Annotated in this window: 22 protein-coding genes; 16 read left to right on the plus strand and 6 right to left on the minus strand. The window is 69.2% G+C overall.

Features of this window, described 5'->3' with window-relative positions; all coding sequences use genetic code 11:
• Positions 1-55: 55 nt before the first annotated feature.
• Positions 56-2905, plus strand: coding sequence for a S8 family serine peptidase (locus tag OX958_RS08110; protein WP_270136573.1), 2850 nt, complete (start codon positions 56-58; stop codon positions 2903-2905).
• Positions 2906-3005: 100 nt separating this feature from the next.
• On the opposite strand, the gene OX958_RS08115 is transcribed toward OX958_RS08110, so the two are convergent.
• Genes OX958_RS08115 through OX958_RS08125 form a run of 3 tightly spaced genes read right to left on the minus strand, consistent with a single transcriptional unit; the run spans position 3006 to position 5104 of the window.
• Positions 3006-3488 (minus strand): hypothetical protein, encoded by a 483-nt coding sequence (locus OX958_RS08115; protein ID WP_270136574.1) that lies wholly within the window; start codon positions 3486-3488, stop codon positions 3006-3008.
• 45 nt (positions 3489-3533) lie between these two features.
• Complete coding sequence (locus tag OX958_RS08120; RefSeq protein ID WP_270136575.1) at positions 3534-4736, minus strand: RNA polymerase sigma factor; 1203 nt, start codon at positions 4734-4736, stop codon at positions 3534-3536.
• 2 nt (positions 4737-4738) lie between these two features.
• Positions 4739-5104 (minus strand): YciI family protein, encoded by a 366-nt coding sequence (locus OX958_RS08125; RefSeq protein WP_270136576.1) that lies wholly within the window; start codon positions 5102-5104, stop codon positions 4739-4741.
• A gap of 152 nt (positions 5105-5256) precedes the next feature.
• Between OX958_RS08125 and OX958_RS08130 the strand changes: the two genes are divergently transcribed.
• Both OX958_RS08130 and OX958_RS08135 read left to right on the plus strand, forming a co-directional pair.
• The gene (locus tag OX958_RS08130) at positions 5257-6639 is read left to right on the plus strand and encodes an alpha/beta hydrolase family protein (protein ID WP_270136577.1); all 1383 of its coding nucleotides are present in this window, start codon (positions 5257-5259) and stop codon (positions 6637-6639) included.
• Positions 6640-6764: 125 nt separating this feature from the next.
• On the plus strand, positions 6765-7451 hold the full coding sequence (locus OX958_RS08135; protein WP_270136578.1) for a DUF1707 SHOCT-like domain-containing protein: 687 nt from the start codon (positions 6765-6767) through the stop codon (positions 7449-7451).
• Between the two features lie 18 nt (positions 7452-7469).
• Here the strand turns inward: OX958_RS08135 and OX958_RS08140 are convergent, their stop codons facing one another.
• Positions 7470-9155, minus strand: a complete 1686-nt coding sequence (locus OX958_RS08140; RefSeq protein ID WP_270136579.1) for a dolichyl-phosphate-mannose--protein mannosyltransferase — start codon at positions 9153-9155, stop codon at positions 7470-7472.
• A 106-nt stretch (positions 9156-9261) separates the two neighbouring features.
• Between OX958_RS08140 and OX958_RS08145 the strand changes: the two genes are divergently transcribed.
• From OX958_RS08145 to OX958_RS08195, 11 genes are all read left to right on the plus strand, one after another.
• Positions 9262-9501 (plus strand): hypothetical protein, encoded by a 240-nt coding sequence (locus tag OX958_RS08145; RefSeq protein ID WP_270136580.1) that lies wholly within the window; start codon positions 9262-9264, stop codon positions 9499-9501.
• A complete protein-coding gene (locus OX958_RS08150; protein WP_270136581.1) occupies positions 9498-9917 on the plus strand; it encodes a type II toxin-antitoxin system VapC family toxin in 420 nt (139 codons plus the stop codon). The genes OX958_RS08145 and OX958_RS08150 overlap by 4 nt, the downstream gene beginning before the upstream one ends.
• Positions 9914-10765 (plus strand): 16S rRNA (cytidine(1402)-2'-O)-methyltransferase, encoded by an 852-nt coding sequence (gene rsmI, locus OX958_RS08155; protein ID WP_270136582.1) that lies wholly within the window; start codon positions 9914-9916, stop codon positions 10763-10765. The genes OX958_RS08150 and rsmI overlap by 4 nt, the downstream gene beginning before the upstream one ends.
• A 22-nt stretch (positions 10766-10787) precedes the next feature.
• Complete coding sequence (gene metG, locus OX958_RS08160; RefSeq protein ID WP_270136583.1) at positions 10788-12359, plus strand: methionine--tRNA ligase; 1572 nt, start codon at positions 10788-10790, stop codon at positions 12357-12359.
• Between the two features lie 92 nt (positions 12360-12451).
• Positions 12452-12883, plus strand: coding sequence for an SRPBCC domain-containing protein (locus OX958_RS08165; protein WP_270136584.1), 432 nt, complete (start codon positions 12452-12454; stop codon positions 12881-12883).
• A gap of 69 nt (positions 12884-12952) precedes the next feature.
• Positions 12953-15178 carry a hypothetical protein gene (locus OX958_RS08170; RefSeq protein WP_270136585.1) on the plus strand — a complete coding sequence of 742 codons (2226 nt, stop codon included), beginning with the start codon at positions 12953-12955 and terminating at the stop codon, positions 15176-15178.
• A 30-nt stretch (positions 15179-15208) separates the two neighbouring features.
• Positions 15209-16123, plus strand: a complete 915-nt coding sequence (locus OX958_RS08175) for a TatD family hydrolase (protein WP_270136586.1) — start codon at positions 15209-15211, stop codon at positions 16121-16123.
• The gene (locus OX958_RS08180; protein WP_270136587.1) at positions 16123-16737 is read left to right on the plus strand and encodes a nitroreductase family protein; all 615 of its coding nucleotides are present in this window, start codon (positions 16123-16125) and stop codon (positions 16735-16737) included. Before OX958_RS08175 ends, OX958_RS08180 begins: the two co-directional genes overlap by 1 nt.
• Positions 16738-16957: 220 nt before the next feature.
• The gene (locus OX958_RS08185) at positions 16958-18091 is read left to right on the plus strand and encodes a resuscitation-promoting factor (RefSeq protein ID WP_270136588.1); all 1134 of its coding nucleotides are present in this window, start codon (positions 16958-16960) and stop codon (positions 18089-18091) included.
• Between the two features lie 30 nt (positions 18092-18121).
• Positions 18122-18997: a 16S rRNA (adenine(1518)-N(6)/adenine(1519)-N(6))-dimethyltransferase RsmA gene (gene rsmA, locus OX958_RS08190; protein ID WP_270136589.1), complete on the plus strand. Its 876-nt coding sequence runs from the start codon at positions 18122-18124 to the stop codon at positions 18995-18997.
• 9 nt (positions 18998-19006) lie between these two features.
• Positions 19007-19933, plus strand: coding sequence for a 4-(cytidine 5'-diphospho)-2-C-methyl-D-erythritol kinase (locus tag OX958_RS08195; protein ID WP_270136590.1), 927 nt, complete (start codon positions 19007-19009; stop codon positions 19931-19933).
• A 221-nt stretch (positions 19934-20154) separates the two neighbouring features.
• On the opposite strand, the gene OX958_RS08200 is transcribed toward OX958_RS08195, so the two are convergent.
• A complete protein-coding gene (locus OX958_RS08200; RefSeq protein WP_270136591.1) occupies positions 20155-20448 on the minus strand; it encodes a helix-turn-helix domain-containing protein in 294 nt (97 codons plus the stop codon).
• 63 nt (positions 20449-20511) lie between these two features.
• On the opposite strand from OX958_RS08200, the gene map reads away from it, so the two are divergent.
• A complete protein-coding gene (map, locus tag OX958_RS08205) occupies positions 20512-21285 on the plus strand; it encodes a type I methionyl aminopeptidase (protein WP_270136592.1) in 774 nt (257 codons plus the stop codon).
• Positions 21286-21313: 28 nt separating this feature from the next.
• On the opposite strand, the gene OX958_RS08210 is transcribed toward map, so the two are convergent.
• Positions 21314-23665 carry an XRE family transcriptional regulator gene (locus OX958_RS08210; protein WP_270136593.1) on the minus strand — a complete coding sequence of 784 codons (2352 nt, stop codon included), beginning with the start codon at positions 23663-23665 and terminating at the stop codon, positions 21314-21316.
• A 173-nt stretch (positions 23666-23838) separates the two neighbouring features.
• Between OX958_RS08210 and OX958_RS08215 the strand changes: the two genes are divergently transcribed.
• Entirely contained in the window at positions 23839-25749 is a 1911-nt protein-coding gene (locus OX958_RS08215) for an elongation factor G (protein WP_270136594.1), read from the plus strand.
• The last annotated feature ends 41 nt before the right edge of the window (positions 25750-25790 follow it).

Raw genomic sequence — 25790 nt, forward strand, 5'->3', positions numbered from 1 at the left:
CCTCTGTCATACTCCGCCTCACTGCCACTTCTGAAGACCCTTGGGGGGGGGTCCTGTGTCCTTCCGTCCTGCCCATCTGCTGCGCCTCGGCATCCCTGCCGCCCTGGTCGCGGCCACGCTGGTCACCCTGACCAGCTCTTCCAGCACCGCGGCGCCCGAGCCGCACAAGCCGAAGTTCCGGTCGCACACCGCGGCCAAGCCCGAGTTCGAGCCGAACGCGGTGCTGGTGAAGTTCAAGAAGAAGGCGAGCACCGCGGCCCGCAACGCGACCGCGTCGAAGCTCAGGACCACCGCCGCCAAGTCGGTGGCCGGCGACGTCGTGAAGCTCACCGGTGACGTTCCCGCGGCCGAGCTGCTGAAGAAGGCGAAGGCCGATCCGGCCGTCGAGCTCGCCTCGCTGAACTACCGCCGTTACGCGACGGCCACGCCGAACGACTACTACTACAACAGTTATCAGAAGGGGAACCTGACGGGCGTCCGCGTCCCGGAGGCCTGGGACCTGTCCAAGACCACCGGCAGCCAGATCATCGCCGTCCTGGACACCGGCGTCGACGCCGGTCACCCGGATCTGGCCGGCCGCCTGGTCCCCGGCTTCAACGCCACCTCCCCGAACCGCGGCCCGATCGACGGCGACGGGCACGGCACGATGACGCTCGGCATCATCGCGGCTGCCGCCAACAACGGCTTCGGGGTCGCCGGCGTCGGCTGGAGCGCCAAGGCCATGCCGGTCAAGGTGCTCGCCGACGACGGCGGCGGGTACGACGTGGACGTCGCCGAGGGCATCGACTGGGCCGTCGCCCACGGTGCCAAGGTGATCAACATGTCGCTCGGCGGTCCCGGCGACAACCCCGTCCTGCGTGACTCCGTGCAGCGCGCGGTCGCGGCGGGTGTCGTGGTGATCGCGGCAGCCGGCAACGACGGCAGCGACGTCTGGCAGTACCCCGCGGCGTACCCGGAGGTCATCGCGGTCGGCGCGACCTCCGCCAACGGCACGCTGACCGACTTCAGCTCGTTCGGTAGCTGGGTCGACATCGCCGCTCCGGGGGTCAACATCCTGAGCACCTACCCCCGTTACCCCCAGGACCCCGAGGACGTTCCGTACGCGTTCTGCACCGGCACCTCCTGCTCGGCGCCGATCGTCGCGGGCGTCGCCGCCCTGGTGAAGAACAAGTGGCCGGCCTTCACGCCGGCTCAGGTGGAGCAGCGCCTGAAGGTGCTGTCCCGTGACGCCGGCCCGCGCGGCACCGACCAGTACTACGGCGCCGGCATCCTCGACGCGTACGCCGCCCTCGGCGGCAAGCTCGGCGCGAACTTCGCCGGTGGCGCGGCCGACGGCAACGACCAGCCCGCCCGCGCGACCAAGATCACCGCGACGGCCAAAGGCGTCATCGACACCGAGGGTGACGTCGACTGGTACGCCGTCGACTCGGCCGCCGCCCGTAACCTCAGGGTCGCGGTCACGGGTGCGGAGTTCAACAGCGACGAGCACCTGACCAACGTCGGGCCGCGCGTCAAGGTCTACGACAGCACCCTGCACCTGCTGGGATCGGCCGAGAATGCCTTCCCCGACGAGGTGGACCCGGACGGCTGGCCGATCTGGGAGCCGCTGACCGCTGTCGCTGACGTCAGCGCGCGCACCGGTACGACGTACATCGCGGTCAGCAACACCAACGGCTCGCGCGACGGCCGTCAGTACAGCGTCTCGGTCACCGAGGACGGCGCGGGCGGCACCGGAAGCATTCTGGATCCGTACCCGGCGATGAACCTCTCCCCGGCGACCAACTCCTCGACTGCCACCGCGGCGACGACCCCGACGGTCACCTTCGCCGAGCCGGTCAACGAGGGCACCGTGAACGAACAGTCCGTCCGGATCGTGCACGGCCGGACGGGCGCCAGGATCCCGGCGACGGTCAGCTACAACGCCGCGACGCTCACCGCGACCGTCACCCCGACGGCTCCGCTGACCGAAGCGACGCCGTACAAGCTGGAGATCCAGGGCGTGGACGACCTGGGCTCGCTCCAGTCCGTCTTCAGCACCGTCGACCTGGTGCCGCAGAAGCTCACCACCTTCACCGCGAGCGGCGCGTACAAGGCCGCCAGCGTGGCCTGGACGATTCCGGCCACGCCGGACCTGGACCAGGTGATCGTCCGGATGAACGTCGGTGGGCGTGCGCCGACGCTGACCACCGGCACGCTCGTCTACGCGGGCACCGGGACGTCGGTCAAGGTGACCGGCCTCGCGACGGCGACGACGTACACGTTCGCCGGCTGGGTGAAGGACCGTAGCGGCAAGACGAGCCCGATCTCGGCGAAGGCCGTGAGCGGGGTCAAGTCGGGGATCAGCACGACCGCGTCGGCGATCAACTACGGCGGCACGATCACGCTCAAGGGAAGTGTGCTGCGGATCGACAACCAGGCGTACGCGGGGCTCCCGGTCCAGCTGTACGGCAGGGCCAAGAACGTCGCCGCGCTGAAGCTGATCGCCACGCTGAAGACCAGCTCGACCGGCACGGTCAGCTACGCGGTCAAGCCGGCCACTTCGTCGGTCTACACGATGGTCTTCGTCGGCAACGCCGACCTGATGGGAACCCGCACGGCCGACATCTCCGTCGCCGTCGCGCCGACCGTCTCCTCGGTGCTTGCCCCGACCGCCATCACGCTGGGCAAGACCACCAAGCTCTCCGGGTACGTCGCTCCGGCGCACCCCGGCAAGCTGGTCTACCTGCAGTTCTACTCGGCCAAGACCTGGCGGAACATCGCCTCGGTCAAACTGACCACCTCCGGCGGCTACGCCTTCGGCATCAAGCCGGCCGCCCGCGGCAGCTTCGCGTACCGCGTCCTCTTCACCGCGGACGCGGACCACGCGCAGGCGCTCAGCCCGCAACGGATCGTGAAGGTCAGCTAGGCAGCACCAAGTAAGAACGCGCCCCGGCCGGATACTCGGCCGGGGCGCGTCGCTGTTCAGCCGGACGGCTCAGATGCGCCGGTGGTGCCGCTCGGTTCGGTCAGCTTGCGCGTCGTTCCGCGAGCTGGCCCTCGAGCCAGCGGGCGAACGCTGGGATGTCCTTGACGGCCGACTGGTCGACGCTGATTTCCTTGGCCCACTCGTCTTTCGGGACGATCGGTACTCGTTTCTGGCCGAGACCGCCGCGGACGAAGCCGATCGTGCCGACCTGTGCCCAGGGGAGAAAACGGTCGTGGCCTGTCCGGATGCCGTCTTGATCGACCGTCATGACCGGGTAGCGCTGGAGGATCCGCCAGCCGTACCAGGCTGACGAGCCGACGGCCAGCACCAGGAACAACCCGGCGAAGACGAGCCGGAACTTGTCTTCCGTCGGTGACGAGTGCGGGATGCGCAGCACCTGCGCGATCACCAGCAGCCAGACGACGCCGAGGACCTTCAGCACCCAGCTGGGCCGCGTCGTGAACACCACCCGGCCGTTCTCGCGCAGCTCCGCCGACCACTCGACCTGCGACTTCTCACCCATCACTGCCACGCCATCCCCCAGCTCTCGCACGGTGTCGGGCCAACGCTAGCGGAGGCGGGCGGCCCGGGCGTTGAGGTAGCGCTGCTCAGGAAGGCTGGTGGTGGCGCGGGCCGCGGCCAGGTAGGCGGTCAGGGCGCCGGGGGAGTCGCCGGCCAGTTCGAGGAGGTGGGCACGGGCCACCGCCAAACGATGGTGTTTCGCCAGCCTGGGATCTTCGGCGAGCTCGTCGAGCAGGATCAGGCCGGCCCGGGGGCCTTGGAGCATGGAGATCGCGACAGCCCTGTTGAGCAGGGCGATCGGGCTGTCGTCGAAGCGGATCAGAAGGTCGTAGAGGGCAACGATCTGCGGCCAGTCGGTGGCTTCGGGCGTCTCGGCTTCGTCATGCACGGCGGCGATGGCGGCTTGGAGCTGGTACGGACCGAGGGGAAAGCGGGTCATGGCATCGGTGATCAGGGCGGTGCCCTCGGCGATGGCTGAGGCGTCCCACAGTGTGCGGTCCTGCTCGTCGAGGCGGACCAGGTCGCCGGCGGACGTCGTACGGGCTGCTCGACGGGCGTGGGTGAGCAGCATCAACGCCAGTAGACCCGCGGTCTCGCCATCGGCGGGGAGCAGCCTGGCCAGGCGGATCGCTTCCTCGGCCAGGTCGACCCGGTCCGTGCTGGTGTAGCCCTCGTTGAAGATCAGGTAGAGGACCTGGAGCACCGCGGCCAGCCGGGCGGGAAGTTCGCTGGGCGGCGGTGGGCGGAACGGGAGTCCCGACGTACGGATGCTCTGTTTGGCCCGGGTGATCCGCTTCCGCAGCGTGTCTTCGGGCAGCAGCAGGGCCCGGGCGATCTCGTCGGTGGTGAGACCGCCGACCGCGCGCAGGGTGAGTGCGATCTGGGCGGGGCGGTTCAGCGACGGATGGCAGCACAAGAAGAGCAGCAACAGGGTGTCGTCGGCGTCACGCGGGACGGCCGCATCGGGGCCGGGGGCAACCAAAGGGATCTCGAGCGCCTGGTTGTTCTCGCGGCGGCGCCGAGCCTCTTCACTGCGGAGCTCATCGGTGAGCCGCCGGGAGGCGACGGTGATCAGCCACGCGCGTGGCTGATCCGGTACGCCGTCGCGTGGCCACTGCTGCGACGCGGCCAGCAACGCCTCCTGTACGGCGTCCTCGCACGCGTCGAAGTGACCGTAGCGCCGGACCAGCGCCCCGAGCACCTGCGGCGTCAGGTCACGCAGCAGGTGCTCGAAACCGGGTTCACCCATGGTCAGGCTTCCGCCGAACCGTCCATCAGCGGGCGGACCTCGACGATGTCGCCGACCGTGTCGACGATCCGCTGAGCGATCTCGTAGGCCCGGTCCGCGCTCACCACGTCGACGATGCCGTAGCTGGCCAGCACCTCCTTGACCTCGGCGTACGGGCCGTCGGCGGCGACGGTGCCTGCCGCGGTGGCCCGGATCGTGCGGGTCAGCGAGGGGTCGCCGAGCCCGGCGGTGGCGACGAACTCGCCACTCTCGGTCAGTTCCTTGCCGAGTTGCTCGTAGAACTCGCAGGCCCGCTGGAACTCCTCGGGGTCCCAGCTGCCCTCGACCCAGGTCTGCGCGTTCGTGTAGGCCAGCATGATGAACTTCATTGCGTACTCCTCGCCGATCCGGCCCCCGGTGCGGGCGCCTCTCGTTCAGTAGTCGGAGCCCCGACGCCGAAAGGGACAGGAACATCTTGTCCCTCTCGCCGGTCCGGCTCCGACCCAGTGGTGAAAACCTCCCACGACAGAGGAGCAGGACGATGAAACGAGTTATCGCGGCAGTGGCCGTGGCGGCGCTCGGCGCCTCCGCGCTCACCGGTACTCCGGCGGAGGCCGGCCCTGGGCGGCAGACCTACACCGGCGTCATCGACGGCGCGGAGTACAAGATCGAGATGCCGGAGCGGTGGAACGGGACGCTCCTGCTCTACAGCCATCCCTACTACCCGGCCGGCATGCCCGACTTCCCGCCCGGCTACGGCAACCGGATGGACAGCGAGGCCTATTTCCTCGAGCAGGGGTACGCCCTGGCCGCGTCCGACTTCAAGGGCCGGACCGGGTTCGTGATGAAGGCGGCGGTGACCGACCAGATCGGCGTACTGGACTGGTTCGAGCGGCATCTCGGCAAGCCGCGGCGGACGGTGGCGACCGGCTCCTCCGGTGGTGGCGCGATCTCGCTGCTGCTGGCCGAGAAGTTTCCGGGCCGGGTCGACGGTGTGCTCTCGATGTGCGCGCCGGCCGATGTGCACGGGCAGTGGAACCTGTCGCTGGACATCAACTTCGCGCTCAAGACCCTGCTCGCTCCGCAGGCGGACGACCTCGAACTGGTCAACGCGAAGGACCCCGAGGGCAGCGACCAGCGGATGCGCGAGCTGCTCACCGAGAAGGTCGAGAGCCGCCAGGGACGGGCGCGGATCGCGCTGGCCAGCGCGTTCGGCAACGTCACCGGGTGGAACTCGGCGCACGACCCGCGGCCGACATCGGTCGAGGACCAGATCCGTGCCCTGCAGCAGATCCACCTGGGCGCCACGGCCAGCGTCTTCGGCGCGGTCGGACAGGCCGACCTGGCCGCGCACGCAGGAGGCAATCCCTCGCACAACGTCGGGGTGGACTACGCCCGGCAGTTGGCCAAGTCGGATCAGCTCGACCTCGTCCGCAAGGCCTACCGCGAGGCCGGACTGGACCTCGGCAAGGACCTCGCCCGGCTGGCGAAGGCGCCGAGGATCAGCCCTGATCCGGCCGCTCGGCAGTGGATGCTGCAGTACGCCGTACCGAAGGGCTCGACGCCGTCACCGGTCGTGACGCTGCACAACACCGTCGATCTGGCGGTCGCCGATCATCAACGCTGGTACGCCGGGCAGGTGCGCCGGCACGGTGACCCGGCCAAGCTGCGTCAGCTGTACGCCGGTCGCGCGACGCACTGCGCCTTCACGATCTCGGAGGAAGCCGTTGCGCTGCAGACGTTGCTCACTCGCATCGACACCGGTAAGTGGCCGAGCACCGCGCCGGCCAGGCTCAATGCGAACGCCGCGGCCTTCGGCGACGAGTGGAACAAGGTGTACGACTTCGCCACCAACTCCGACGCGGTACGGCGGCCAGCCTTCACGCAGTACCGGCCGTCTTCCTTGCTCCGGCCATCGCGCTGACGTTCCGCCCAGGGCCGGCCGGGTCGGGGGATACCCCGGTGCGGCCCTGGGGATCGGGGCGGCGATCCCGGAACCGGGGGAAATCGCGTTCCCGCGGCCCGCCGACCGGGCTATCGTTCGGCGTTATGGACAATCTGCCCGAGCGCCCGAATCCGCACGCGCACCTGCGGGCCTCCGACACCGATCGCGACCAGGTCGTCGAGGTGCTGCGGGACGCGTTGATGACCGGCCGGCTGTCGCAGGACGAGCATGCCGACCGGCTGGAGCAGACCTTGCAGGCCAGGACGCTCGGCGAGCTCGAACCGATCACCCAGGACCTCGCCGTCCCGGGGCAGCCGTTCCGGCCGGCCGCCGCGGCGGCGCCGTCGAACAGCCCGGTCCCGATCGAGCAGCCGGCCGATCCGTCCGGCAGTCCCGACACCGTGATCGGCATCTTCAGCGGCGGTGAGCGCACCGGCCGCTGGCGGGTGAAGCGACGGACCAACGCGTTCTGCCTGTTCGGCGGCTACGACCTGGACATGACCGATGCCGTCTTCGAGGGCCGCGAGGTGACGGTCTGGGCGTTCGCGATCTTCGGCGGGATCGACATCACCGTGCCGGACGCGGTCGAGGTCCGCAACGATGGCGTCGGCATCTTCGGGGGCTTCGCCGCCCGCGGCGGCAAGACGCCGGATCCGAACGCCCCGGTCGTCATCGTCAAGGGCCTCGCGCTGTTCGGTGGCGTCGGCGGCCAGGTCAGCTCGAAGCGCCACAAGAAGCGCTTCCGCGACCAGGGCGGCCACGGCGGGACCGGGCACAGCCTCGGCCACTGACCCGGCGTACCGGGCGGGTCAGATCCAGGACTTGAACCACATGCGGTTCAGCCACTCGGGGTGGGGCATGACCTGGTCGGTCAGGATCGGCCACAGGTAGGCGAAGTTGAGCACCACCAGGACGACGAAGGCGCCGACGATCGCGCTGCCGACCAGACGGCGCGTGGTGGAGGCCTCGAGCGCCTGGCGGGCCGGGCCGAGGATCTTGCCCAGCACCAGGGCGACCGCCATCACCGTGAACGGGATCATCGTGACGGCGTAGAAGAAGAAGATCGGCCGGTCGTTGAAGAAGAACCACGGCAGCCAGCAGGTCAGGAACCCGACCACCGGTACGCCGAACCGCCAGTCGCGCTGGGCGATCCAGTAGACCAGCGAGGCGATCAGCGCGAGCGCGCCGGCCCACCACAGCAGCGGCGTACCGATGGCGGAGATCACCGACAGGCAGTTCGTCCCCGACTTCGCGGTACAGCCGCTGGTGCCCGGCTTGATGTCGTTGACCGCGTCGAAGCCGATCGGGCGGGCGACCACCACCCAGCCGGCCGGGTGCGAGGAGTACGGGTGGGTGGCCTTCTTGATGTAGTCGCCGGTGTGGAAGGCGAGCACTTCCTGGTGGTAGTGGATCAGCGAGCGGAAGTCGTCGGGGACGACCTTCATCACGCCGTGCGCCGGGTTCTTCGAGGCGTAGTCGTGGTCGTAGGCGTTGTCGTTCAGCAGCCAGCCGGTCCAGGTCGCGACGTACGTGATGCCGGCGACCAGCACGATGCTGACGAAGGCGGGCAGGCCGTCGACGAAGACCGACTTGATCAGCGGCCGCCGGGCGCCGAGCGCGCGGCGGGCGCCGAAGTCCCAGGCGAAGACGAGGATGCCGAAGCCGGCCATCACCCAGACGGCGGACCACTTGGTGCCGAGCGCGAGACCGAAGCAGATGCCGGCCGTGATCCGCCACGGGCGGAGCAGCAGCCAGCGGCCGATCTTGCGGCTGCCGTCGCGGTGCTCGAGGGACTCGGCGTGCCGGCGGCGGGTCCAGTCGCGGTCGGCGACCAGGCAGGAGACGGCGGCGACCAGCCAGAAGGCCAGGAAGATGTCGAGCAGCGCGACCCGCGACATCACGAAGTGCAGGCCGTCGACGGCCAGCAGCAGACCGGCGACACAGCCGATCAGGGTCGAGCGCGACATCCGGCGGACGGTCCGGATCACCAGCAGCACGGTCAGGGTGCCGAACAGGGCCGGCATGAACCGCCAGCCGAAGCTGTTCATCCCGAACAGCTGCTCGCCGGCCGCGATCATCCACTTGCCGACCTCGGGGTGCACGGTCAGGCTCGGGGTGTCCTTGAAGACGTCCAGGTTGCCGGCCAGGATCGCCTTGTCGGCGGCCCCCTCGGGCTTGTCGATGAACTGCACCGCATAGCCGTGCTTGAGCAGCGAGTACGCGTCCTTGGCGTAGTAGGTCTCGTCGAAGACGAACTTCACCGGGTTGCCGAGGTTCCAGAACCGCAGGATCGCCGCCAGCGCGGTGATCGCGAGGGTGGCGATCCAGCCACCCTCGAAGTCCTTCGGCATCGGCGGGTAGAGCCGGTCCCTGAGCGGCGGCAGCCGCCTCCCGAGGACGTCCCGCCCCAGCGTCTCGCGCGCCTCAGCATCCGCCGCGGGCCCGTCGGCCGGCTTCGCGGTGTCGTCATCGATCACGGCAGTCACGTCGGCCATCGTACGGAGGAACCAGGACCACCGCCTCCCGGCTCCTCGGTACGCGATCTCAGGCAGGCTGTGGATAACCGAAAAATCACCTGCCGGACCTTCTAGACTCGTGACCATGAGTACTCCCAGAGAAGAGCTTCACGCGCTGATCGACTCGCTGTCGGACAGCGCAGCCGCCGATCTCTTGCCCGAACTGCGGCTGCTGAAGCTGCAGGCCGAGGCGCGCGCAGAACGTCCGCAGCCGACAGGCACCTGGCCGCCACCCTGGTTCGGGTCGGTCGAGGGGAGTCGCTCCGACTTGTCCGAGAACCACGAAGACATTCTCCGAGCTGAGCTTGGACGCAATTCCCGGTGATCGTCGTCGACACCGGACCGTTGGTTGCCGCGGCGATCAACTCCGACCTCAACCATCGACGCTGCGTCGATCTGTTCACCTCCCTGCGACTGGCCAACGAGCGGCTGGTCATCCCGCCCTTCGTCGTGACAGAGGTTTGTTATCTGCTTGCCCGTGAGAAGGGTGCCAAGTCGGAGGAAGCGTTCGTCCGCTCGTTGGCCGCTGGTGACTTCGTCCTCGCGCCGGTGACCGGGTCCGGCCTCGAACGCGCCGCTGACCTGGTCGGTCAGTACGCCGACCTGCCGCTGGGGTTCGTGGACGCGTCTGTGGTCGCTCTCGCAGAGCAGCTCGAACTGCAGGAGATCGCGACCCTGGACCGGCGGCACTTCAGCGTCGTCCGGCCGAATCACGTCGACGCGTTTGCGCTCCTGCCATGACCGGGCGATTGGTGTTGGTGGGGACTCCCATTGGGGACTTTTCGGACGCGTCGCCGCGGTTGCGGCGGGTGCTGGCCGAGGTTGATGTGGTGGCGGCGGAGGACACCCGGCGGCTGAAGCGCCTGACCAGTGAGCTGGGGATCGAGGTCAGCGGGCGGGTGACCAGCTTTTTCGAGGGGAACGAACGGCAGCGGACCGACGAGCTGGTGGCGGCGCTGCTGGAGGGCCAGACCGTGGCGGTGGTGACCGACGCGGGGATGCCGAGCGTGTCGGACCCCGGGTACCGGTTGGTGGCCGCCGCGATCGAGGCGGGGATTCAGGTGACCGCCGCGCCGGGGCCGTCCGCGGTACTGACCGCGCTCGCGTTGAGCGGGTTGCCGGTGGACCGGTTCACCTTCGAGGGGTTCCTGCCGCGGAAGTCGGGGGAGCGGACCAAACGGTTCACCGAGCTGGCGCGCGAGCAGCGGACGATGATCTTCTTCGAGGCGCCGCACCGGTTGGCCGCCTCGCTCAAGGACCTGGCCGACGCGCTCGGCAAGGATCGGCGGGCGGCCGTCTGCCGCGAGCTGACCAAGACCTACGAGGAGATCAAGCGGGGCACGGCCGCCGAGCTGGCCGAGTGGGCCGAGGACGGGGTTCGCGGCGAGATCACCATCGTGGTGGCCGGTGCCGATCCGTCGGCCCGTGAGCTAGGGCCCGGGGAACTGGCCGCCGAGGTCGCCGCCGACGAGGAGGCCGGGACGCCGCGCAAGCAGGCGATCTCGGATGTCGCCAAGCGGTTCGGCGTACCGAAACGGACCGTGTACGACGCGGTTCTCGCCGCCCGAGACCCTGGTAAGACCGGCTAGCCCGGCGCACTACCCTTTAGGCATGTCCGAGAAGGCCTTTTACGTCACCACCCCGATCTACTACGTCACCGCCCCGCCGCACATCGGCAGCGCCTACACGACGGTGGCCGGGGACGTCCTGACCCGTTGGCACGCCCAGCGCGGCGAGCGCAAGTGGTACCTGACCGGTACCGACGAGCACGGCGAGAAGGTGATGCGCAGCGCTCAGGCGCAGGGCATGTCGCCGCAGCAGTGGACCGACAAGCTCGTCGAGGAGGCCTGGAAGCCGGCCTGGGTCGACGTGGACATCGCCTACGACGACTTCATCCGCACCACCGAGCCCCGGCACACCGAGCGGGTCCAGGAGTTCGTCCAGGACCTGTACGACAAGGGCGACGTCTACAAGGGCGAGTACGAGGGCCTGTACTGCGTCGGCTGCGAGGAGTTCAAGCTCCCGGCGGACATCCGGACCGACGAGGACGGCACCCAGCGGTGCATGATCCACGGCACCGAGCTGGAGACGGTCTCGGAGACGAACTACTTCTTCCGGCTGTCGAACTACGCCGACCGGCTGCTCGAGCTGTACGAGTCGCAGCCCGGCTTCGTCGCTCCGGCCAGCGCGCGCAACGAGGTGGTCGCCTTCGTCAAGCAGGGCCTGCAGGACCTGTCGATCACCCGGTCCACCTTCGACTGGGGCATCCCGGTGCCGTGGGACCGCGACCACGTGCTCTACGTGTGGGTCGACGCGCTGCTGAACTACATCACCGCCGCCGGCTACGGCACCGACCCGGAGCGCTTCGAGAAGCTCTGGCCGGTCGACGTGCACCTGGTCGGCAAGGACATCCTGCGCTTCCACGCGGTGATCTGGCCGGCCATGCTGATGGCCGCCGGCGTCGCCGTACCGAAGCAGGTCTTCGCGCACGGCTGGCTGCTGGTCGGCGGCGAGAAGATGAGCAAGTCGAAGCTGACCGCGATCGCGCCGAAGGAGATCACCGACCACTTCGGCTCGGACGCCTTCCGTTACTACTTCCTGCGCACGATCCAGTTCGGCTCCGACGGCTCCTTCTCCTGGGAGCACCTGAACGCCGTCTACACCTCGGAGCTGGCCAACGGCCTGGGCAACCTGGCCAGCCGGATCGCGGCGATGGTGAACAAGTACTTCGACGGCGAACTGCCCGAGCCGACCGACCACGGCCCGGCCGAGCAGGCGCTGGCCGGCAAGCTGGCCGAGACGGCGACCAAGGCGGACGAGGCGATCGACACCCTCGCGTTCCACGACGCGCTGGCCACGATCAACGACCTGGTCGGCGCGGTCAACGGCTACGTCTCCGAGCAGGAGCCGTGGAAGGTCGCCAAGGACGAGTCGCAGAAGGCCCGGCTCGCGACGATCCTCTACACCTCGGCCGAGGTACTGCGCGCTGTCGCGGTCCTGCACAACCCGACGATGCCGAAGACCGCCGCCAAGCTGTGGACCCTGCTCGGCGCCGAAGCCAAGCTCGGGTCTCTCGCCGACCAGCGGATCCAGGACGCCGGCACCTGGGGCCAGCTGCCGGTCGGCTCGGTCCTGGTCAAGGGTGACGCGCTCTTCCCGCGGCTGGCGGAGCCCGACGCCTAGACCCGACCGGCCCACTGACGCTTTTCTACAAGACCGTACGGCGGCAGCGCCGTACGGTCTTGGAGAAAGCGAACCGATGGGAGCTGGACATCATGGCCGACTACGTGGCCACCGCCCGGACCGAGATCAGCGCGTCGCCCGAGCGGGTCTGGCAGGTGCTGACCGATCCGGAGCAGATCAGGAAGTTCATGTTCGGTGCCGAGGTCGTGACCGACTGGCAGCCGGGTAGCCCGATCACCTGGCAGGGCGAGTACGAGGGCAGGCAGTACACCGACAAGGGCGAGATCCTTGCGATCGAGGCCGCCCGGTTGCTCAAGGTGACCCACTACAGCCCGCTGGGTGGGCAACCCGACGTACCGGAGAACTACCACACGCTCACCTACGAGCTGACTCCCAGTGGCGACGGCACGGAGCTGGTCCTGAGTCAGGACCACAACGCCAGTCAGGAAGAGGCCGACCACTCCCGCGGGATGTGGGAGCTGCTGGTCGGTGGGGTGAAAGAGGCGGCCGAAAGCAAGCGGTGAGGCCCTACCCGTCATCATTGCCGGATGACGGGGACGAATCCGACAGTGACCACACGATCACAGCCTGGCATGAGGCTGACCGGGTGGTGGCTGATCGTGCCGGTCAGCGCGGTCGTGCTGCTGGTCCTGATCGGTGGCTCGGCCGGTGAAAGCATCCGCTGGATCGCCACCTGGGTGATCGCCGTCCTGCTGCCCGGCACGCTGCTGTGGCGTGCGCTGGCCGGTGGCCGCTCGCTCACCCAGGACCTGGGTTGTGGCGCAGTGCTCGGTCTCGCCTGGCAGTTGGCTGTCTGGGCAGTCTGTACTGCGCTCGGCATCCCGCTGCTCCAGTGGGCGTTCGTCGCCGGCCTGCTGGTGGTCTTCTGGACCAGCAAGCCCCTTCGGCCGCATCTCGGCTGGCGAGGTACCAGTCCGGCGCCGCCTCGCTGGTGGCACGTGTTGCTGGTGGTGAGCCTGCTGCTGGCGATGGTCCGCACTGTCTTCGTCGTACTGCGGCCTGTCCCGCTCCCGCCGATCGCGGCGACCAGGCACCAGGACATCTGGTACCAGCTCGGGCTGGTCCAGCAGTTGCTCGACGACGTCACGCCCGCTGACCCGTGGGTGCTGGGTGACCCGCTGATCTACCACTGGTTCGCGACCGCCTCGATGGCCAGCGGCTCGGTGATGGCCGACGTGCAGCCGCCGCAGGTGCTCATCCACCTCTGGCCGCTGACGATGCTGTTCACACTGGTGCTGGTCGGCTGGGCCGCGGGGGAGGCCCTCAGCCAGAAGGCTTGGGCCGCGCCGCTGGCAGGTGCGCTGGCCGGAGTACTACCGGGTGCGATTCAGTTGGTGGACACCCCTACCGCCAACATGTCCGCGGCGCAGGTGGTCCAAGGGCCGACCGGCACGATGGCGGCCGTCGTGATGCTCGGCCTGGTCGGCCCGGCCGTCCTGATCCTGCGGCGCCAGGCGAGTCCGGGCGTCTGGGGTGCGATGGTGCTGATGCTCGCGCTGGCGACGGGTACGAAGCCGACGCTGTTGCCGATCATGCTGGCCGGTTGTGTGTTCGCCGGCGGATTCGCGTGGCTCTCGGAACGCCGGGCGCCGTGGCGGGTGGTCGCTCTGGGTGGAACGGTGGCCGCTTTCCTGGTCGCTTCGTCGTTCGCGCTGACCGGGAGCACCGGAGGCAGCCGCTTCCAGTTGCTCGCCGCGCTGCGAGTGCAGCCGTACTACCAAGCCGTCACCGGCGACAAGACGTTCCCGGCGACCGGCAGTTGGGTGCTGCCATCCCTGGAGCGCGGCGATGCGCGGATGATTCTCTTCGCCGTGGTGCTGGTGGCCTATTACCTGCTGATGAACGCGCCGCGGCTACTCACCCTGTACGGGCTGCGTTCGCGCGATCCGGCGTTCTGGTGGCTCAGTGGTTGTGTTGCCGCCGGCACCGGAGTGACGCTGGTGTTCTCGCACACGGGCTACTCGGAGTACCACTTCCTCGGGGCGGTGCTGGCGCTGGGCATGGTCGGTGTGGTCGCCGTCGGGGTCAACCTGGCTGGGCACGCGAAGGTCCGCGATCTTGTCGTGGTGGCGATCGCGGGCCTGGCGACGGCGGTCGCGCTGTACTTGTTCTGGCCCACTGACACCGGAACCCACACCGTGGCGCGCGCAGCGGCGGGGCTGCTGGCGCCGTTCGGGGTGCTGGCCGTGGTGGGAGCGATCGTGATCCTCGGCGTCAACCGGACCCGGCAGGCCGCGTCGGCCGCAGTACAGGTGATGGTGCTGACGGTGGCAGCTGGTCTCCCCACCCAGTTCGTCGTGATCGGGGATGCGGTGCGGGATGCGACGAAGCCGTTGCCTGCGGCCAACGTCGAGTACCGGACGTACCTGTCCGAAGGGGAACAGAGCGCGATGCTCTGGCTGAGCAAGCATCTCGAGCCCGATGATGTGGCCGTCAGCAACGTCTTCTGCATGCCGGCGCCGTACCGGCCGGGCTGCCCGAACGACGCGTACTGGATGTCAGGGCTGAGCGGTGTGCAGCTGTGGATGGGTGGCTGGGCCTATGCGCCGGCCAACCTGGCCGCAACGGATCACCGGCGTAGCTTTTTGTTGCAGCAGTCGCCCTGGCCGGATCGCGTGCTGGACAGCCGGATCGCGGTCGAGAAGCCGTCCGAACAGCATCTGGCGAAGCTGGCCGGCGACGTCGGCATCACCCTGATCATCGGCGACCTGCGAGCCGGACCGGTCTCCCCGAAGCTCGATCAGCTGGCCATCCCCGTCTACAGCAATCAGGACATCAAGATCTATCGCCTGAAATAACTCCCGTAGCAACTCAGTAGGCTGTTCCTCATGTCTACCGACGGTGTGGAGGTCGAACGCCCGACGCGGGAACGTGCTGCCATCGGGGAGGACGGCCGGTCCCGCGACCGCAGCCGGCCCGCGGTGCCGGATCCGTTGCCGATGAGCGTGGTCGACGCGCACTGCCATCTGGACATCGCCGACGGCGAGGACGGCAACTGGCTGGCGGCCGCCGAGGCGATCAAGCTGGCCGGATCGGTCGGCGTCACCCGGATCGTCCAGGTCGGCTGTGACCTGCCCGGCGCGGTCTGGGCGGTGGAGGCCGCCGAGCAGTACCCGAACCTGATCGCGGGGATCGCCCTGCACCCGAACGAGGCGCCGAAGCTGCAGGCCGCCGGCCGGCTGGACAGCGCGCTGGCCGAGATCGAGCGGCTGACCACCTCGTCGGCCAAGGTCCGGGTGATCGGTGAGACCGGGCTGGACTACTTCCGCACCGGGGAGGACGGGCGGGCCGCGCAGCACGAGTCGTTCGCGGCGCACATCGACCTGGCCAAGCGGCTCGACAAGACGCTGATGATCCACGACCGGGACGCGCACGACGACATCCTGAAGATCCTGGACCGCGAAGGCGTGCCGGACCGGCTGGTGATGCACTGCTTCTCCGGCGACACCGAGTTCGCCCGCGAATGCGTCAACCGGGGTGCGTTCCTGAGCTTCGCCGGCGTGATCACCTTCAAGAACGCGCAGTCGCTGCGGGACGCGCTGGCCGTGACGCCGCTGGACCGGGTGCTGGTGGAGACGGACGCGCCGTACCTGACGCCCTCACCGCATCGCGGGCAGCCGAACGCGTCGTACCTGATCCCGCACACGGTCCGGAAGATGGCCGGGGTGCTGAACATTTCTGTCGCCGAGCTGTGCCAGGCGCTGTCGGACAACTCCGACCGCGCTTTCGGGGGGTCCTGGTAATGGAGTTCAGTGAGGTCGTCCGCCGGCGCCGGATGGTTCGCAACTACGACCCGGACCGGCCGGTGCCGGCGGAGATCCGCGAGCGGATCCTGGAGAACGGGCTGCGGGCGCCGTCGGGCGGGTTCAGCCAGGGCTGGGCGTTCCTGACCCTGGAGGGCGACGACCGGGAGCGGTACTGGGGAATCGCGGCCGCGAATCCGGACCAGAAGTATGTGGAGTGGATCACAGGGTTGCGGCGGGCGCCGCTGCTGATCTTCGCCTTCGCGCACAAGGACGCGTACCTCGACCGGTACACCGAACCGGACAAGGGCTGGACCGACCGCGACGAGAAGCACTGGACGGCGCCGTACTGGTACATCGACACCGGGATGGCGGCCCTGCTGATGTTGCAGACAGTGGTCGACGAAGGCTTGGGTGCTTGCCTTTTCGGGCCGCCGGCGGACAAGGTTGCCGAGCTCAAGCACGAGTTCGGCGTACCGGACGGGTTCGACCCGATCGGGGTCATCTCGATCGGCTACCGGGCCCCGGACAAACGGTCGCCGTCGCTCAAGCGCGGACGTCGCAGTACTGCCGAAGTGGTGCACCGCGGGCAGTGGGGTCGTCACCAGCCGTGAACGGCCCGTTACACCTTTTCTCGCCGCGCCGACCAGAGGATTGGCGCTTCGGGGAGTTCTTCGTTACTGTCTCGTGACGTTGGCCGGGATCGGGGAAGATTCCGGGTGGCACGCCCCTCGGCGGTAGACCGTGGTTTCCGGAGCCCCTGTGCCCGGCATGCGCGGCCTGGTGCCTGTGCCGCTCCACCCCGTGCCCGGGTAGCTCTACCTGGGAGCGTTAGTGCGTAAGTCCATCATCGCGGCCGTGGGCGCCACGGCTGTGTTTGCCGTCGTGGGCGGCTCTGTGGCCTATGCGACCAAGAGCAAGACCGTCAGCGTCTCCATCGACGGGCAGGTGCAGAAGGTGCATACCTTCGGCTCCACCGTCGGAGACGCCCTGAAGGCGGAGAAGATCACCGTTTCCGAGCGAGACGTGGTCGCCCCCGCACTCGACGCCAAGCTGCAGGACGGGCAGGAGATCGCGGTGCAGTACGGCCGCCAGCTCACCGTCACCGCGGATGGCTCGAAGAAGACTTTCTGGACCACGGCCGACGACCTCACCGAGGCGATGACCGACCTCGGCCTGCGGTACGAGGGCGCGGTCTTCTCCACCAGCCGGAGCGCCCCGATCGGGCGCGAAGGCCTGGAGCTGACCGTCCGCACCCCGAAGACGCTGCAGATCGTCCGCGCGGGCAAGGCCGTCGCGGTGAAGTCGATGGCGGCGACCGTGGGCGAGGCGCTGACCAGCGCCAAGATCCCGTTCGACGCCGACGACCGGATCGTCCCGGCCGCGGCCACCGCACTGAAGCCGGGCAGCCTGACCAAGGTCGTCGTGGTCAAGGTCGACACCCGCACGATCACCGAGAAGCAGGCGATCGCGTTCGGGAAGAAGGAGACCAAGGACGCCAAGCTCGAAGAGGGCGAGACCAAGACGACCGCCAAGGGCGTCGCGGGCTCCAAGTCGATCAAGTACCTGGTCACCTACCTGGACGGCAAGCTGTCGAGCAAGAAGCTCGTCTCCAGCGAGGTCGTCACCAAGCCCGTCGACGAGCTCGTCACGGTCGGCACCAAGCCGAAGCCGGAAGAGCCTGCCGACGAGCCCGCCACCGATGACGAGCCCCCGGCCACCGGCAACGCCGGCGCCTGGGACCGGATCGCCGCCTGTGAGTCGGGCGGCAACTGGAAGGCCAACACCGGCAACGGGTACTACGGCGGCCTGCAGTTCGGTCACGGCACCTGGGCCGCCTACGGCGGAACGGCGTACGCCGAGAACGCTCACCAGGCGTCCAAGGCGCAGCAGATCGCGATCGCCGAGAAGGTGCGCGCGGCCCGCGGCGGCTACGGTGACTGGCCCCACTGTGGCAAGAAGGCCTGATTCCGGTCCCTCTCTGCCAGACTGGCGCCTGTGACCAGCGCTGATTCGTCCACTTCCGCCGGACCGAGACTTCTCGGTCCGGCGGAAGTGCGTTCACTGGCTGCCCGGCTCGGGGTTCGCCCGACCAAGCAGCGCGGCCAGAACTTCGTCATCGACCCGAACACGGTCCGCCGGATCGTCCGGGCCGCGGAGCTGTCCGAGGACGGGGAGACGGTGCTGGAGGTCGGGCCCGGTCTCGGCTCCCTGACGCTGGCACTGCTTGCCGAGGGCCACCGAGTCACGGCGGTCGAGATCGACTCGGTGCTGGCGGAAGCGCTGCCGGCCACCATCGCGGAGTACGCGCCGAACCAGGCCGCCGCGCTGACCGTGGTCGAGGCGGACGCGATGACCGTCGTACCGGCTCAGATCGGCTCTCCTGACGCCTGTGTGGCCAACCTGCCCTACAACGTCGCCGTACCGGTCCTGCTGCACCTGCTGGCCATCGCGCCGTCGCTGCGGCACGGGCTGGTGATGGTCCAGTCCGAGGTGGCCGACCGGTTGGCCGCGCCGCCCGGTTCGCGCACGTACGGCATTCCGTCGGCCAAGGCCGCCTGGTACGCCGACGTACGCCGCGCCGGCCCGATCGGCCGCAACGTCTTCTGGCCCGCGCCGAACGTCGACTCCGGCCTGGTCGCCTTCACCCGCCACGAGCCGCCGGTGACCGCGGCCCCGCGGGAAGAGGTCTTCGCGGTGATCGATGCTGCGTTCTCGCAGCGCCGCAAGACCGTCCGCTCGGCCCTGGCCCGCTGGATGCCGGACCGCGAGCGGCTGGATGCCGCCCTGGCCACCGCTGGGGTCGACCCGTCCCTGCGCGGCGAGATGCTCGGCATCGAGGAGTTCGCCGCGATCGCCGGTGCGGGGCACTAGCCTGTGCCCGTGTCAGCTCATCAGGTGACGGTCCGGTCGCCGGCCAAGATCAATCTCGGTCTGTCCGTCGGCCCGCCGCGCCCGGACGGCTTCCATCCGCTCGCGACCGTCTACCAGGCCGTTGCCCTGTACGACGATGTGACCGCGACCCTGCGCGACGACGCCGAGATCACCGTCGAGGTGCTCGGCGACTTCGCGGCCGACGTACCGACCGACAGTTCGAACCTCGCCGTCCGGGCGGCGCGGACGCTGCAGACGGAGTACGACGTCGAAGAGGGCGTCGACCTCACGATCCGCAAGACGATCCCGGTCGCCGGTGGAATGGCCGGCGGCTCGACCGACGCGGCCGCGACGCTGGTCGCCTGCAACCGGCTGTGGGGACTCGGGTTGGCGCAGCCGGAGCTGGAACGCATCGCGGCCGACCTGGGCAGCGACGTACCGTTCTGCCTGGTCGGCCACACCGCGCTCGGCCGCGGCCGCGGCGAACTGGTCACCGAGGTGATGTCGCGCGGCACGTTCCACTGGGTCTTCGCGATCGCCGAAGGCGGCCTGTCCACTCCCGCGGTGTACCAGGAACTCGACCGCCTGCGCCCGCTCCGCCGGGTCGAGCCGCCAGAGGTCCACCCCGAACTCCTCACCGCCCTCCTCTCCGGCAGCGCCGCCGCGCTGGCAGTTGCCCTGAGCAACGACATGCAGGCCGCCGCGCTGTCCCTGCGCCCCGAACTGGCCGACACCCTGCAGTTCGGCCTCGACCAAGGCGCCCTCGCCGCGATGATCTCCGGCTCGGGGCCGACCTGCCTCTTCCTCGCCGGCGACAGCCGCCGAGCCGTCGACCTCGCTGTGGAGCTGGCCGAATCGGGCCTGTGCCGGATGGTGCGTCAGGCCGAAGGGCCAGTACCTGGGGCTCGGATTCTGCCGAGTTCTGTCAGTCGCTGATCCCCCGCGCACCCGCTGCTTGCTCGCTCCTACGTTGCCGGTGATTCTCCTGCGTGGCACCGAAGCAGTTGCTGCTACGCCGAGTGCGCGCTGCTGCATCGAGTGCACTCCGCTGCGTCGCAGGAACCCGCTCCGGCGCTGCAGAAGCCCGCTCTTGCCTCGCGTGTGCACGCTCTCGCGTCGCAGGTATACGCTCTAGCGCCGCGAGCACCAGGACGGAGCTAAGAAGCCAATTGCTCGCTGGAAGGGCGGGTCGGTTCGACATCCGGTTCCCGCGGGTTGATCTCGCTCCACACGGCATCCAGGGAGAGGCCGAGGACGTCGGCGATGGCGGCGATGGTCGGGAAGGCGGGGGTTGCTACCCGGCCGGTCTCGATCTTGCGGAGGGTTTCGGGGGAGACGCCGGCGTCGAGGGCTGTCTCGAGCATCGAGCGGTCACCGCGGGCGCGACGCAGCAGGGAGCCGAGGCGTTGTCCGCGCTCGACCTCCGCGGGGGTGAGCGGCAGTCTGACCATGACCCGATGATAGTACCGGGATAGTATGGCCGGTATAGTTATTGGTACACAGAGAGGCAGTGCATGATCGAGATCCTGAACCCCACCGAAGTGAGCCGGGCCAAAGAGACCGGCGCGCTGGTCGCCACCATCCTGCAGACGCTGAAGAGCCGCAGTACGGTCGGCACGAACCTGCTGGAGATCGACCAGTGGGCCAAGGCCATGATCCTCGAAGCGGGCGCGCAGTCCTGCTACGTCGACTATGCGCCGTCCTTCGGGCGCGGGCCGTTCGGCCACTACATCTGTACGGGCGTGAACGACGCCGTGCTGCACGGGCTCCCGCACGACTACGCCCTGGCCGACGGCGACCTGTTGTCGCTCGACCTCGCCGTCCTGCTGGACGGAGTCGCCGCGGACTCGGCGATCAGCTTCATCGTGGGCGAGTCGAAGCCCGCCGAGAGCGTTGCGCTGATCGACGCGACCGAACGCGCCCTGGCGGCCGGCATCGCCGCTGCCCGCCCGGGAGCTCGCATCGGCGATCTCTCCCACGCGATCGGCACCGTCCTCAGCGCCGCGGGGTACTCGATCAACACCGAGTTCGGCGGCCACGGCATCGGCTCGACCATGCACCAGGACCCGCACGTCTCGAACACCGGCCGCGCCGGCCGCGGCTACAAACTGCGCCCCGGCCTCCTGCTCGCGCTGGAGCCCTGGGTGATGGTGGACACCGCGGAGCTGGTCACGGACGACGACGGCTGGACGCTCCGCAGCGTTACCGGCTGCCGAACCGCCCACAGCGAGCACACCATCGCGATCACCGACACCGGAGCCGAGATTCTCACCTTGCCGAAGCAGTAAGAGCTGGAGCGAGCGGGCGTAATACCTGCTAGTCGCCGCGGGCGAGATGTTCGAGGATCAGCGTACGGCGTCGGCCGTCGTCGTACTGGGTGCTGATGGCCAGCGCTTCTTCGTGGTGGGCGATCGCGGTCTGCCTATCGCCCAGCAGGTGGTGGGTGGTGCCGAGTTCATCGAGGGATTCGGCCAGCTGCACTTGGTCGTTGAGGGCGCGGAACTTGCTCACCGCCTGACCGAGCTGGTCGATCGCCGCCGGGAGGTCGCCGGTCTCGCGGTAGGCGACGCCGGAGCCGAGCAGGGCGATCGCCAGGTGGTGGTCGGACCGGTGATCGATGCTCAGGGCAATGGATCTGTCGTACGCCGCCCGCTGGGCCGCGGCCCTGCCCAGCTTCCCCTCGGAGTTGCCGATGTTGAAGTAGGCCAGCGCTTCGCCGAGAGGGTCGTCGAGTTTCTGGTAGGTCCGGAGCGCGTGTTCGCCGCAGTGGATCGCTTCCTGGTACTCGCCGAGCAGGTCGAGCACGTGGCTCAGGTTGGCCAGCGCCATCGCGGAGCCGCGGTACTCCGCCAGTTCGTCGAAGAGCCGGAGGCTGTGCTGCAACTCGGCGACGCAGTCGTCCACGGGACCGGCGCCGGCCTTGGCCAGGTCGAAGAGCACCAGGCCGAGATCGTTGCGCAGGAAACCTTCGGCGTACGGGTCGTCGCCGGCCACCGCGAGCGCCGTACGGTAGATCTTGAGGCAGTCCAGCCAATGGCCGCGCGTCGCGTAGAAGGTGTGCAGGCCGATCGCCAGCCGCAGGATCGACACGGCGGGGACGCCGTCGGTCCGCGCGGCCTGGGTGATCAGGGCGACCAGATGCGGGCGCTGCCCGTTGAGCCAGCTGAGTGCCGAGCTCATGTCCTCGTACTGCGGTCCGCCGAGCGCGACCGGCGTACGGGACCGGAACCATGGCAGCCGGCCCGCGTTCGGAAAGGCATGTTCGAGCGCCTGCCAGGCCGCGGAGGCATGCAGATCGACAACCCGGGTGATGGCCGCGGCCCGGTCCGGCGCGGAGATGGTCGACTGCGCGCGATCCTTCGCATAAACCCGCAACAGGTCGTGCAGCCGGTACCGACCGGGCGCCAGCGACTCCAGCAGATGCAGATCGCAGAGATCTTCGAGCGCATCGGTCGCCGTGTACAGGTCGGAGTCGAGCAGCCTGGCCACGATCTCGACGGTCAGGTCCTGCACCTCCGGTACGCCGAACAGCGCGAACGCCGCCGCGGCCCGACGATCCCGCGCACTGTCGCTGGCCAGCAGATCGTCGATCGAGACGTCGAAGCCGGCCCGTACGCCGACCTCGTGGGTCTCCAGCTGATCGAGTCGATGACGCTCGTCCTGCAGCAGACCGGCGAGATGGGCGAGCGGCCAGGTAAGTCTGGCGGCGAGCCGGCCGGCCGCGATGCGCAGGGCGAGGGGAAGCAGGCCGCAGGCATCCAGGATCAGTTCGGCGGACTCGGGCTCGGCGTCGACACGGGGGCTGCCGACGGTCGCGCGGAGCAGCTCCAGTCCTTCGGCGCGGGACAGCAGACCGAGCCTGACCACGCGTGCGCCTGGAAGGCCGGAGAGGTCGTGGCGGCTGGTGACGAGAACGGCTGAGCGACCCGTGCCGGGCAGGAGCGGCGCGACCTGGGCAGCGTTGCGGGCGTTGTCGAGCAGGATGAGGGCCCGGCGGTCGGCGAGCAGCGTCCTGAGTCGTGCGGCCGCTTGGTCCACGCGAAGCGGGATCTCCTGACCGGACAGACCGAAGGATCGCAGCAGATAGTCCAGCGCCTCGATCGGCGCGACCGGATCGTCGGAGCTGTAGCCCTGCAGATCGAGATACACCTGCCCGTCCGGATACTGCTCGGCAGCATCATGTGCCGCCCGTACGGCGAGCGTCGTCTTTCCCACCCCACCCATCCCTGTCACCGCCGCAACCGCCGGCCCGGCATCGTCCCTGAGCGCCGCCCGCAAGGCTTCGAGATCCGCGACCCGTCCCGTGAACCCGAGGTCAGCCAGCGGCAACTGCTGCGGACTCCGCGCCGGAGCGTCGGCCAAAGCGATGCTCTGCCCGCCGACCGGTCCGGTATCCGCCCCGCCATCCACCGACCCGGCGGGCCCATTGGCAACGCCCGCCCCACCTCCACCCCGTCGCCGGGCGGCAGTCGCGAAGATCTCCCGCTCCTCCGCGCCCAACCCGAGTGCGTACGCGAGCGCATCGACGGTCGCCCGCCGGGGATAGCGGCGAACCCCTCGCTCGAGCGCGCCGATGGCGGCCAGGCTCACCCCCGCCTTGGCGGCCAGCTGCTCCTGAGTCAGCCCGCCGGCCCTGCGGTGCCGGTGGAGCAGAGCCCCGAACTCCATCCGCCGTCCTCCCAGCAAAACTCGGTCGCCAACGTCCGGACTGCAGGTTATCGTCGCAAGCGTCAACGGTCCGCAGTACGACGACAAGGAGCTCCAGATGCGCCGGGTATCGGTCCACGCCATCACTCCTGATCGCTGCGACGCACCCGCGAGGACCTTTGAACACCTTGACGATGGGCATTCTGGCGCATGTCGACGCCGGTAAGACCAGCCTGACCGAACGCCTGCTGTACGCCGCCGGCGTGATCGACCACGTCGGCCGCGTGGACGACGGCAACACCCGCACCGACTCGATGGAGCTCGAACGCCGGCGCGGGATCACCATCCGCTCGGCCGTGGTCTCGTTCGAGCTCGGCGACCTGACGGTCAACCTGATCGACACCCCGGGCCACTCCGACTTCATCGCCGAGGTCGAGCGCGCGCTGTCCGTGCTGGACGGCGCCGTGCTGGTGATCTCGGCGGTCGAGGGCGTTCAGGTGCAGACCCGGTTGCTGATGCGCACGCTCGGCCGCCTGCGCATCCCGACTTTGCTGTTCGTGAACAAGATCGACCGGATGGGCGCCCGGTACGACGAGCTGCTCGCCGACATCGCCCGGCTCCTCACCCCGGCCGCGGTGCCGATGGGCTCGGTGGCCGGCCTCGGCACGCGCACGGCGCGGTACTGGCCGTTTCCGCCCGTGCGGCCGGCGCTGGGTGAGTTGCTTGCTAATGGCAACGACATCTTCTGCGCGGGCTACCTCGACGACCTGCTCGGCGAAGACGACTACCGCCGTGAGCTGTCCGAGCAGGTACGCCGTGCGCGGGTGCATCCCGTGTACTTCGGCTCGGCCATGACCGGTGAAGGTGTCGCCGACCTGATCGACGGCATCCGAGAGTGGTTGCCGCGAGCAACCGGACGGCCGGCTGAACCGTTGCGCGCCTCGGTTTTCAAGGTCGAGCGCGGTACGGCGGGGGAGCGGATCGCGTCGGCCCGGGTGTTCGCCGGTCAGCTGCACGCGCGGCAGCCGATCGACGTGCACCGCGGCAGCACGCAGTACGAGGTGAAGCCGACGGCGGTCCGCGTCTTCGAGCGAGGTGGGACGCGCCCGGTCGAGTGCGCGGAAGCCGGCCGGATCGTCGCGCTCCGAGGGCTCAAGCAGGTGCAGATCGGCGACCAGCTCGGGACGCCGACCGGCCCGGACGCTCACCTCTTCGCCCCACCCACGCTGGAGACCGCCGTCCTCGCGGCGGATCGGGTCAAGCTCTTCCAGGCGCTGCAGCAGCTGGCCGAGCAGGACCCGCTGATCCGGGTTCGCAAGAACCCGTTCGGGCAGCTCTCGGTGAACCTCTACGGCGAGGTTCAGAAGGAGGTGATCGCGTCGCTGCTGCAGGACGAGTACGGGCTCGCGGTCACCTTCAGTGAGACGACGCCGATCCACATCGAACGCCCGGTCCGCATCGGTACGGCGGTTCGCGGGATCGGTGACCCCGGCAATCCGTGGTGCGCGGCCGTCGGCTTCCGCGTCTCGCCTGCCCCGGTCGGTACAGGAATCGGCTACCGGATGGAGGTCGAGCTCGGCGCCCTGCCGCGAGCGTTCCACAACGCGATCGAGGAGACTGCGCGAGCCGCTCTCGAGCAGGGCCTGTCCGGCTGGGAGGTGCTCGACTGCCGGGTCGACCTCATCCACACCCGGTACTCCGCGCCGGTGACGGTTGCCGCGGACTTCCGGCGTCTTGTGCCGCTGGTGCTCATGCAAGCGCTTCAACAGGCGGGCACCCGGGTCTACGAGCCGGTCAACAGCTTCGAGCTGGAGCTGCCACCCGACGCCGTCTCATCGGTCATCTCCAAGCTCGCCGAGGCGGGCGCGACCCTGGAGAACACTGTGGTCGCGCCGGAGCGAACGACCCTGACCGGCCTGATCCCCGCCAGCCGGGTGCACTCCTTCGAGGCACAGCTGCCCGGCCTCACTCACGGTGAAGGTGTCCTACTCGCTGTCTTCAGCGGCTACCATCCGGTCCCTGGACACCCGCCGGTCCGTCCCCGCACGGACGGCAACCCGCTGAACCACGGCGAATACCTGCTCCACCTGAACCAGTCGAGCTGAGCTGGACCACGGCCGCCGTTCGGCGGCCGTGGTCCACCGGC

It is taken from the genome of Kribbella sp. CA-293567 (assembly GCF_027627575.1).
In the GTDB taxonomy this organism is placed as follows: domain Bacteria; phylum Actinomycetota; class Actinomycetes; order Propionibacteriales; family Kribbellaceae; genus Kribbella.

What these genes read in the sequence shown, in the direction of transcription:
- OX958_RS08135 (WP_270136578.1), top strand. Translation starts at nt 6,765, where the DNA reads ATGGACAATCTGCCCGAGCGCCCGAATCCGCACGCGCACCTGCGGGCC.
- OX958_RS08170 (WP_270136585.1), top strand. Translation starts at nt 12,953, where the DNA reads ATGAGGCTGACCGGGTGGTGGCTGATCGTGCCGGTCAGCGCGGTCGTG.
- OX958_RS08180 (WP_270136587.1), top strand. Translation starts at nt 16,123, where the DNA reads ATGGAGTTCAGTGAGGTCGTCCGCCGGCGCCGGATGGTTCGCAACTAC.
- OX958_RS08130 (WP_270136577.1), top strand. Translation starts at nt 5,257, where the DNA reads ATGAAACGAGTTATCGCGGCAGTGGCCGTGGCGGCGCTCGGCGCCTCC.
- OX958_RS08120 (WP_270136575.1), bottom strand. Translation starts at nt 4,736, where the DNA reads ATGGGTGAACCCGGTTTCGAGCACCTGCTGCGTGACCTGACGCCGCAG.
- OX958_RS08140 (WP_270136579.1), bottom strand. Translation starts at nt 9,155, where the DNA reads ATGGCCGACGTGACTGCCGTGATCGATGACGACACCGCGAAGCCGGCC.
- OX958_RS08200 (WP_270136591.1), bottom strand. Translation starts at nt 20,448, where the DNA reads ATGGTCAGACTGCCGCTCACCCCCGCGGAGGTCGAGCGCGGACAACGC.
- OX958_RS08165 (WP_270136584.1), top strand. Translation starts at nt 12,452, where the DNA reads ATGGCCGACTACGTGGCCACCGCCCGGACCGAGATCAGCGCGTCGCCC.
- map (WP_270136592.1), top strand. Translation starts at nt 20,512, where the DNA reads ATGATCGAGATCCTGAACCCCACCGAAGTGAGCCGGGCCAAAGAGACC.
- OX958_RS08210 (WP_270136593.1), bottom strand. Translation starts at nt 23,665, where the DNA reads ATGGAGTTCGGGGCTCTGCTCCACCGGCACCGCAGGGCCGGCGGGCTG.
- OX958_RS08125 (WP_270136576.1), bottom strand. Translation starts at nt 5,104, where the DNA reads ATGAAGTTCATCATGCTGGCCTACACGAACGCGCAGACCTGGGTCGAG.
- OX958_RS08145 (WP_270136580.1), top strand. Translation starts at nt 9,262, where the DNA reads ATGAGTACTCCCAGAGAAGAGCTTCACGCGCTGATCGACTCGCTGTCG.
- OX958_RS08215 (WP_270136594.1), top strand. Translation starts at nt 23,839, where the DNA reads ATGGGCATTCTGGCGCATGTCGACGCCGGTAAGACCAGCCTGACCGAA.
- OX958_RS08175 (WP_270136586.1), top strand. Translation starts at nt 15,209, where the DNA reads ATGTCTACCGACGGTGTGGAGGTCGAACGCCCGACGCGGGAACGTGCT.
- rsmI (WP_270136582.1), top strand. Translation starts at nt 9,914, where the DNA reads ATGACCGGGCGATTGGTGTTGGTGGGGACTCCCATTGGGGACTTTTCG.
- OX958_RS08115 (WP_270136574.1), bottom strand. Translation starts at nt 3,488, where the DNA reads ATGGGTGAGAAGTCGCAGGTCGAGTGGTCGGCGGAGCTGCGCGAGAAC.
- metG (WP_270136583.1), top strand. Translation starts at nt 10,788, where the DNA reads ATGTCCGAGAAGGCCTTTTACGTCACCACCCCGATCTACTACGTCACC.